Source organism: uncultured Cyclobacterium sp. (genome assembly GCF_963976465.1).
GTDB lineage: Bacteria > Bacteroidota > Bacteroidia > Cytophagales > Cyclobacteriaceae > Cyclobacterium.
In genome coordinates, this window is record NZ_CAXBOC010000206.1 from 1 (window position 1) to 8803 (window position 8803).

8 protein-coding genes and 1 pseudogene are annotated in these 8803 nt (G+C 40.8%); all 9 read left to right on the top strand.

All coding sequences use genetic code 11. The features are described 5' to 3' along the window. Nucleotides 1-509: pseudogene (locus AAC037_RS12710) on the top strand (amino acid permease); the annotation flags it as partial. Between the two features lie 37 nt (nt 510-546). Continuing rightward, the gene (locus tag AAC037_RS12715; protein WP_014022515.1) at nt 547-1221 is read left to right on the top strand and encodes a rhodanese-like domain-containing protein; all 675 of its coding nucleotides are present in this window, start codon (nt 547-549) and stop codon (nt 1219-1221) included. A gap of 65 nt (nt 1222-1286) precedes the next feature. Beyond that, on the top strand, nt 1287-1478 hold the full coding sequence (locus tag AAC037_RS12720) for a hypothetical protein (RefSeq protein WP_187770983.1): 192 nt from the start codon (nt 1287-1289) through the stop codon (nt 1476-1478). Continuing rightward, nucleotides 1475-2206: a PPK2 family polyphosphate kinase gene (locus AAC037_RS12725; protein WP_339903348.1), complete on the top strand. Its 732-nt coding sequence runs from the start codon at nt 1475-1477 to the stop codon at nt 2204-2206. The genes AAC037_RS12720 and AAC037_RS12725 overlap by 4 nt, the downstream gene beginning before the upstream one ends. Nucleotides 2207-2218: 12 nt before the next feature. After that, complete coding sequence (locus AAC037_RS12730) at nt 2219-4315, top strand: copper-translocating P-type ATPase (protein WP_149394702.1); 2097 nt, start codon at nt 2219-2221, stop codon at nt 4313-4315. After that, entirely contained in the window at nt 4315-5541 is a 1227-nt protein-coding gene (locus tag AAC037_RS12735) for an MFS transporter (protein WP_339903349.1), read from the top strand. Before AAC037_RS12730 ends, AAC037_RS12735 begins: the two co-directional genes overlap by 1 nt. A 25-nt stretch (nt 5542-5566) precedes the next feature. Then, nucleotides 5567-6616 carry a class I fructose-bisphosphate aldolase gene (locus AAC037_RS12740; RefSeq protein WP_339903350.1) on the top strand — a complete coding sequence of 350 codons (1050 nt, stop codon included), beginning with the start codon at nt 5567-5569 and terminating at the stop codon, nt 6614-6616. A gap of 150 nt (nt 6617-6766) precedes the next feature. After that, complete coding sequence (locus tag AAC037_RS12745; protein WP_339903351.1) at nt 6767-7339, top strand: AraC family transcriptional regulator; 573 nt, start codon at nt 6767-6769, stop codon at nt 7337-7339. A gap of 346 nt (nt 7340-7685) precedes the next feature. Continuing rightward, on the top strand, nt 7686-8803 hold a 1118-nt coding region (locus tag AAC037_RS12750), incomplete at its 3' end, for a heavy metal translocating P-type ATPase (protein WP_339903352.1).

Genomic DNA, 8803 nt, shown 5'->3' on the forward strand with positions numbered 1-8803 from the left:
CGTCGACCCGTGCGCGCAATGCGGCGAGCCGGTCGCCGGCACCGACAATATCGAGCACAATCCGTTTGCGTTTTTCGGGGGTCATTGCCAGCATGTTTGCCGTTTCAAGGATGACCGCCATGCTTACGGAAATAAATCTAATCCCACACAAACATTTCGGAATGCCGGGGCGATTGCAAAAGCACATGCTGATTTATACGATGATTATTGCCATTACCCTCACGGCATTCTTCGATCTAACCCGTATTGCCTCTCTGGGAGCTATTTTTTACCTAACAATGGATGTAATACTCCAATGGGGTGTATTAAAAAATCTTAGAAAAAAAATAAATGTCAATGTTGCCATTGTTATTGCCGCCATTTTACTTGACCTTATTGTATTAGGCGCATTCCTCTGGATAAAGGTATCCAATGATTTTTTGGTAATTGTGGTTTCCATAGTACTGATGTTTTTAGTATTTGTTGGAGAAAGGAGGTTTTTACAATGGAAAACGGATGAACCAGAATAATTTATATAACACTAAATAACTAAAAAATAAAATTGTTATGGAAATTTTAATTGTAGCAACAAAAGATTGTCAACACAGGCCAATACTTGAAAAAGAATTGCAAAATGCAGACTTACCCTATACGGTCAAATATTTTGAAGAACATCCAGATCTAGTTGAAAAATATCAATTCAAGCATTCACCGTTGCTAATTGTGAACGAAAGGGTAGCGTCAATTGGCATGCCTGATTTGGATATGATAAATAAATTGAAAATGAAAAACGTGAACATTTCGGAAATAAGGACAGGGAAGAGGGACCATAACCATATGATAGCCAAAAATATTGAGGAAGGACTGGTGGAAGTGGACACGACCTGGGGCCGTATTCAGCCAATACAGGCTGCCGTGGGGGTAAGAACAGTCGGGGAATTGGAGGTGTACCAACACCAAAAAGAGGGGAGGCCCATTGTTGATGCCAGAAAACCTGATTCTACCAATGGGGTAACCATTCTTGGCGCTGAAAACATCCCATACGATGAATTAGTGACCAGAAAAGAGGAGTTAGATGAAAAAAAGCATACTATCTTCTTTTGCAATGGCCCGCAATGCCCCCAATCTGCTACAGGCATCAAGAACCTCGTGGAAGCGGGGTATCCGGCCGATAGGATTTTATATTATCGAGGCGGAATGCATGACTGGATAACATTGGGGTTGATAGTGGGAAAAATATGAGAAAATGCATAATTTATATCTGTTAAAAAATTTGACATATAATTCATACAAAAGAGGAACTACAATTGCATCCGGAAGATTTTGAAGTGGATGCTTTTTATTGGTTTGAAGGCATGAGAAACCCTGACGATAATAGTATTGTGTATGCCACTAGTGGCAAGGATGGTATTAAAGGTGTATTGGTTAATGCTTATGAGGTATACAGTAGCAGCATCAGGGGAGCAATTGTTCAAAAACTTAAAACGAACGACATATGATTGAGTTAGATAACATATCCACGTTACCACCTAAAGAAGCGATCAAAATGGAAACTAAAAATGCACTGAAAAAAATCCGAAAAGAGCTTTTTCACCTGCAAAATAAGTTTTATGCCGATGGAAGGTACAGCATGCTAATTGTTCTTCAGGGGCTTGATACCTCGGGAAAGGATGGGGTCATCCGTCATGCTTTTAGTGGAATGAACCCACAAGGTGTGCAGGTTACTTCTTTTAAAAAGCCTACAGCTGACGAGCTCAAACATGATTTTTTGTGGCGCATTTATCCTCATTTTCCTGAGAAAGGAAAGATCAGGGTCTTTAATCGATCCTACTATGAAGATGTTTTGGTGCCTTCCGTCAATAAAAGTCTATCAGGCGATGTATTGGATCACCGCATCAATTTGATCAATGAATTGGAACATCACCTGCTAGCCAATAATACTTTGATCTTGAAATACTACTTACATATATCTGCTGATGAGCAGGTAGAGCGTATTGAAGAGCGTAAAACGAAACCACACAAACGCTGGAAGTATACGAAAGAAGATGAACTGGTACCCAACCAATGGGATGATTTCCGGGATGCTTACGATACCCTACTTAATGCATGTGATCACTTGCCTTGGCACATCATCCCTGCAGATAAGCGTTGGTTTCGCAACTATACTGCTGCTAAAATATTAGCCGAACAGCTTGAAAAACTTAATTTGGATTACCCAAACAAATAAAAAATAGACATTATGGAAAATCATAAAGAGCATAATCACACCCACCATAGGCACGAAGAAAGTAAAAAGCATGAAGATCATTCGGGGCATGAAGGTCATCAACATGGTGGACAAAGCAGTCATTCAGGTCATAGCCCTGGACATGGTGAAATGGGACATGATCACCATAAAATGATGATTGAGGATTTTAAAAAGCGCTTTTGGATCGCCCTGATTCTCACCATCCCAATTCTTGTATTCTCTCCAATGATACAGAGATTCTTGGGCTATGAATGGTTATTGCCCGGAAATGCTTACATCCTTTTTGGCCTTTCAACCATCGTTTATTTTTACGGAGGATGGCCTTTCTTGAAAGGACTAAAGAATGAGCTGAAAGAAGGTGCCCCAGGCATGATGACTTTAATTTCAATGGCCATTAGTGTGGCCTATTTTTATAGCTCTGCGACTGTATTTGGCCTTGTAGGTGAGGATTTCTTCTGGGAGTTGGCTACCCTAATTGACATCATGCTTTTAGGCCATTGGCTGGAAATGAAGTCAGTTCTTGGAGCTTCAAAAGCTTTGCAACTTTTGGTAAGTATGATGCCTTCGGAAGCACATAGAGTAAAAGGGGATAGTGTGGAAGATGTAAAATTGGAAGACTTACAGAAAGATGATATTATCCTCATCAAGCCTGGTGAAAAAGTCCCTGCTGATGGAATTATTGTAGAAGGGGAAAGCTATCTGAACGAATCCATGCTTACGGGTGAATCCAAACCTGTAAAAAAGGGAATGGAAAATAAAGTGATTGGCGGGTCACTCAATGGAAACGGTTCTCTAAAAGTAAAAGTAGAGCATACGGGCAAAGACAGCTACCTCAATAAGGTGATTACGCTGGTTCAAGAAGCACAAAAATCCAAATCCAAGATGCAGAATCTCTCTGACCGTGCGGCTAAGTGGCTTACTTATATCGCATTGGCGATAGGCTTTGGTACACTGGCCATCTGGTTATTTTTAGGATTTCCTTTTGTGTATGCCCTAGAGAGAATGGTTACCGTAATGGTGATTGCCTGCCCACATGCTTTAGGACTGGCAATTCCATTAGTGGTAGCTATATCTACCGCTGTGTCTGCGCAGAACGGTTTATTAATTCGAAACCGAACTGCTTTTGAAGAATCGCGTAAAATCTCAGTCTTACTCTTTGATAAAACAGGAACATTGACCAAAGGGGACTTTGGAGTTACCCGGATTGAATCCGTAGATAAGAACTATGACTCAAACGAAGTGTTAAGACTTGCGAGTGCCTTAGAGCAAAGTTCCGAGCATCCGATTGCTGTAGGAATTATTAAAAAGGTTAAGGAAGAAAATGTCACAATACCTAAGCTTGAAAATTTCAATGCGATTACGGGCAAAGGAGTTGAGGCCAATGTGGATGGCAAAAAAGTCAAGGTGGTAAGTCCTGGGTATTTAAGAGATGAAAAAATTTCTATTCCTGAAGATGCTTATAGTGATGCCGCTGAAACAGTTGTTTTTGTTTTAATTGAGGGAAAATTGGCAGGGTACATTGCCCTTGCGGATGAAATTAGACCTGAATCAGCAGAGGCTATTAAAGTATTTAAAAAGAACAACATTAAAGTGTTGATGGCAACCGGAGACAATGAAAAGACCGCCAAAGCAGTAAGTGATAAACTGGGATTAGACGGTTACTATTCAGAAGTGCTACCCCATCAGAAAGTAGAGATTGTAAAGGAGTTACAAGCCAAGGGAGAGTTTGTCGCAATGACAGGTGACGGAGTAAATGATGCACCGGCACTTGCGCAAGCCAACGTTGGAATCGCGGTGGGTTCAGGTACCGATGTGGCGGCCGAAACGGCTGATATTATTCTTGTCAACAGCAATCCACATGATATTGCCAGTCTGATTTTATTTGGTAAAGCCACTTATAACAAAATGATCCAAAACCTGATATGGGCTACTGGCTACAATGTCATTGCCATTCCTCTCGCGGCAGGGGTGCTTTATTCTTCGGGCTTTGTATTGGGGCCAGCAGTGGGAGCTGTATTTATGAGTTTGAGTACCATCATTGTTGCGATCAATGCTCAATTGTTGAAGAAAAAGATTGGTAACAAGTAATGGGTAATCGGGAAATGCTTGGCAGGATGGCAATTATCTTGCTTAGTATTTTTGTAGTAATGAGTGGGTATGGCATGTTGCTACCCGTTTTACCCTACTATACGGAACGACTTGCCCTAAAGTCCGGTGTAGTGGCTGATGAGGATATCAACTATCACATAGGTATCCTTACCAGTATCTACCCGTTTTTTCAACTGTTATTTGCGGTTGTTTGGGGTAAGCTATCCGACCGTTTCGGTCGCAAAGGACTGATCATTATGGGGTTGTCAGGCTTTGTCATTATGCAGGTTATGACGGGGCTATCAACTTCATTAGCCATGCTATATGTAGCCCGTATTTTAGGTGGTATATTTTCATCGTCTGTTATACCGGTGAGCAATGCTTACCTGAGTGACCTTACCAGTAGTAAGCAACGAAGAAAAATACTTGCATGGTCAGGAGTGGCTGTCAGTGCAGGTGTCATTGCTGGGCCTATGATTGGTGGTTATTTGGCTCAAACCAATCTACATTTTAATAACAGATTGGGGCACTTGTTATTGGATAAATTTAGTGTGCCTTTCCTTGCAGTTGCATTGTTAGGAATCGTTGCTTTAGTGGGGGTTGTGCTGTGGCTCAAAAAACCAAAGAAGCAATATACCAATAACCCTCAAGGAAAACCCATAATGATGGGGATGCTGGCGAATCCTGTTTTTCTAAGGCTCTTACTATTATCGTTGGTGATACAATTGGCCGTCACGCTATTTGAAACTGTTTTTTCCGTGTATGCCAAAGATATCCTTGTCTTTGATACCGCACAAGTTGGTCTTGGGTTTATGCTCTGTGGTTTGATCATGGCTGTTTTACAACCCATCTTTGCCAGTTTCAATGAAAATATCCTGCCTATGAGGCTGCAACTGATTATAGGGTTTTTACTGGCTGCCGCATCAATGGGTATTTTCACCCTAATGACTACTGACTTCTATGTATTCACGATGATCATAATTTTTGCCACAGGCGGGGCGATGGTGACACCAAACCTGATCGCCTCGATCTCGTTTATTGATGAAAACAATACCGGGACTTATTTGTCCACTCAAACCTCTACCAATAGTATCGGTCAGGTATTGGGGCCGTTGTTAGGTATGTGGATTTATTCTTTTGGCAGCTCATGGCCATTTCTGATTATCGGGATAATCCTGCTGCTAGTAACTCTTTTTACCATGCCGGGATTAAAATTTATTAAATGATAGCTCAACATTAAATATAACTGAAATGAAAAAAATAGCGGAATACTTAGGCGATCAGACAGAACACTTGCTGCTACATACTTGTGACACGATTGATAAAACAAGGCTTACCCTACCAGGGCCAAACTATCTGGATCAGGTTTTTCTGAATTCCAATAGAAGCCCACAGGTACTCAATGCACTAGCCCGGTTATATAACAGTGGCAACCTTGCCGGAACAGGTTATTTATCCATTCTTCCGGTTGATCAGGGTATTGAGCATACGGCAGGGAGTGCCTTTGGGCCTAATCCCGACTATTTTGATCCGGAGAACATTGTACAACTGGCCTTAGAGGCGGGTTGCAATGGAGTAGCCTCAACATTTGGCGTACTTGGATTGACTTCTCGGAAATATGCCCATAAGATTCCCTACATCGTCAAGATTAACCACAATGAGTTACTTACATATCCAAACAAGCATGACCAGATCTTATTTGGGTCTGTAAAAGATGCCTGGAATATGGGTGCATGCGCTATTGGAGCCACTGTCTATTTTGGGTCAGCCGAATCAAATAAGCAGATTCGTGAAATTTCAGAAGCATTTGCTTATGCCCATGAACTGGGATTGGCCACTATCCTATGGTGCTACACCCGAAATGAGGCTTTTAAAACGAATGATAAGGACTACCATGCTGCTGCTGATCTGACAGGTCAGGCCAATCATCTAGGAGTAACCATTCAGGCAGATATCATCAAACAAAAACTACCTGATACAAACGGAGGTTTTAGAGATTTAAAGTTCGGCAAAACGTCTGAAGAAATGTATGCCAAATACACTTCAGATCATCCCATTGATATGTGCCGTTATCAAGTAGCAAATTGCTACATGGGTAAGATAGGATTGATTAACTCTGGTGGAGCATCCGGAGAATCCGACTATGAAGATGCAGTAAAGACAGCCGTGATCAATAAAAGAGCAGGTGGCATGGGCTTGATTTCAGGAAGAAAGGCATTCCAGCGACCGCGAAAAGAAGGTGTTGAACTGCTCAACCTGATCCAACAAGTGTACCTGGATCGAGAAATTACGATTGCTTAAAGCAATGTTTCAAGTTTTGTTGAAATGGTCGTTTAAATATTGGGTCCATACATCCAAAGAAGACTATAATTTCATACATCAAATACTGGATTTTTAAATCATAATGCAGGGAATAGCGTTTATTTACTGAAGTGTTAATACAATTTTAAGATGGCGGAGAGTATAAAATTACATGTTAAAAATATGGTATGCCCACGGTGCCTAACAGCAGTTGAGCAAATAGTGGAAAGGCTTGAAATACCATACGCGAATGTAGCGTTGGGAGAGATTGATCTTAAGCATGCTATAGATGATGAATCGAAAAAACGGCTAAGTGAAGCCTTGGAAAAAATCGGTTTTTCGCTCATAGATGATCGTAAAAGCCGATTGATCGGGCAGATGAAAAATTTGATTGTTCAAAAAATCCATCATTCTCAGGACGTTTTGGAGGTAAAGTGGGCTGATTTTATTGCAGATCAACTCAACTATGACTATAAATACCTGGGTATGCTTTTTTCTTCCGTAGAAAGCATTACCCTAGAGCAGTATATCATTCGCCAGAAAATCGAGCGCATTAAAGAATTGCTGATATATGATGAACTTTCACTAAGCCAAATTGCCTATCAGTTAGGATACAGTAGTGTGGCACATTTGAGTAGCCAGTTTAAAAAGGTAAACGGCATGACACCTTCTAATTTTAAAGGTACTATTGATAAAAAAAGAAACACATTAGATAATATCTAATTACTGTCGTCCGAGTAAAACTAAAATTCCGGAAAAATATACCTCAATTAGCTAAAAATGAATATTTCAAAGCTCCTCTGAAAACTACCCCCATTTGATCCATGAATTTTACATCATTTAGGTGGGTACGGGATAATTTCGCAATATCTATTTCTCAGCAACTCGGTTTTCGGGAATACGATTTTTGTCGGACGCCAGTAATATCTAATTATTCAAGATTTTGATTTGTTCACCCCTGCTACTGAAAATTTTGTAAAAACTTCAGTAAATCCTATAGTACTTATTTCTCCTTAACTTCCGAATTTTGTAATGTTCTATTGCGAACAATTAGATTTAAAAAGGATATATGGAAGCCATAAATAATACAAAACCCAAAGAAAAACCATCTCAGAAGATGGGCAAGACACAAAAACAATCCTTTCCGGTAACGGGTATGACTTGTGCATCCTGTGCTTCCAGCGTGGAATCCATTCTTACCCATACTGAAGGAGTGGCCAAGGCAAGTGTTAATTTTGCCAATAGTTCAGTTTTGGTAGAATATAAGGATTCACTCAGCTCAGAGAAACTTCGTAAAGCCTTACAGTCAGTAGGATACGATTTGATTATCGATGCTGAGAACCCAGCCGAAGCACAGCAGGAACTTCAAGAAAAGCATTATCAGGAAGTAAAAAGTCGTACCATCTGGGCTGCGATTTTAACACTACCGGTATTTACTTTGGGCATGTTTTACATGGACTGGGTGCCGGGCAAATGGATTTCTCTGGCTTTCACCTTTCCAGTCTTATTCTGGTTTGGTCGAAGCTTTTTCATCAACGCCTTCAAACAAGCTAAATATGGAAAGGCCAATATGGATACCCTTGTTGCCCTGAGTACAGGGATTGCCTTCATTTTTAGTTTGTTCAACACCTTATACCCTGAATTCTGGTACAATCGTGGCGTTCATCCACATGTATATTATGAAGCGGCTACTGTAATTATCACGTTTATTTCATTGGGAAAAGTTTTGGAAGAAAAAGCAAAATCCAATACTTCCTCCGCCATTAAAAAACTAATGGGCCTTCAACCCAAGACTTTGAAGGTGATTATGGATGGTGAAGAAGTGGAGATGCCTATCTCATCTGTGCAAAAAGGTTATACCATATTGGTTCGTCCTGGGGAAAAAATCCCTGTAGATGGTGAAGTGGCTGAGGGAAGTTCTTTTGTAGATGAAAGCATGATCACAGGAGAACCCATACCGGTAGAGAAAACGAAGGGTGAAAAAGTATTTGCCGGAACGGTGAATCAAAAAGGTAGCTTTCGCTTTAAGGCTGAGAAGGTGGCCGGAGAAACCCTATTGGCTCAAATCATCAAAATGGTGCAGGAGGCCCAGGGCAGTAAGGCCCCTGTTCAAAAGCTGGTTGATAAAATAGCTGGAATATTTGTCCCTGTAGTCATGGGCATTTCCATCGTCACATTTATCACCTG

Coding starts and splice junctions, on each gene's coding strand:
- AAC037_RS12715 (WP_014022515.1), top strand. CDS start 547: ATGGAAATTTTAATTGTAGCAACAAAAGATTGTCAACACAGGCCAATA.
- AAC037_RS12725 (WP_339903348.1), top strand. CDS start 1,475: ATGATTGAGTTAGATAACATATCCACGTTACCACCTAAAGAAGCGATC.
- AAC037_RS12730 (WP_149394702.1), top strand. CDS start 2,219: ATGGAAAATCATAAAGAGCATAATCACACCCACCATAGGCACGAAGAA.
- AAC037_RS12735 (WP_339903349.1), top strand. CDS start 4,315: ATGGGTAATCGGGAAATGCTTGGCAGGATGGCAATTATCTTGCTTAGT.
- AAC037_RS12740 (WP_339903350.1), top strand. CDS start 5,567: ATGAAAAAAATAGCGGAATACTTAGGCGATCAGACAGAACACTTGCTG.
- AAC037_RS12745 (WP_339903351.1), top strand. CDS start 6,767: ATGGCGGAGAGTATAAAATTACATGTTAAAAATATGGTATGCCCACGG.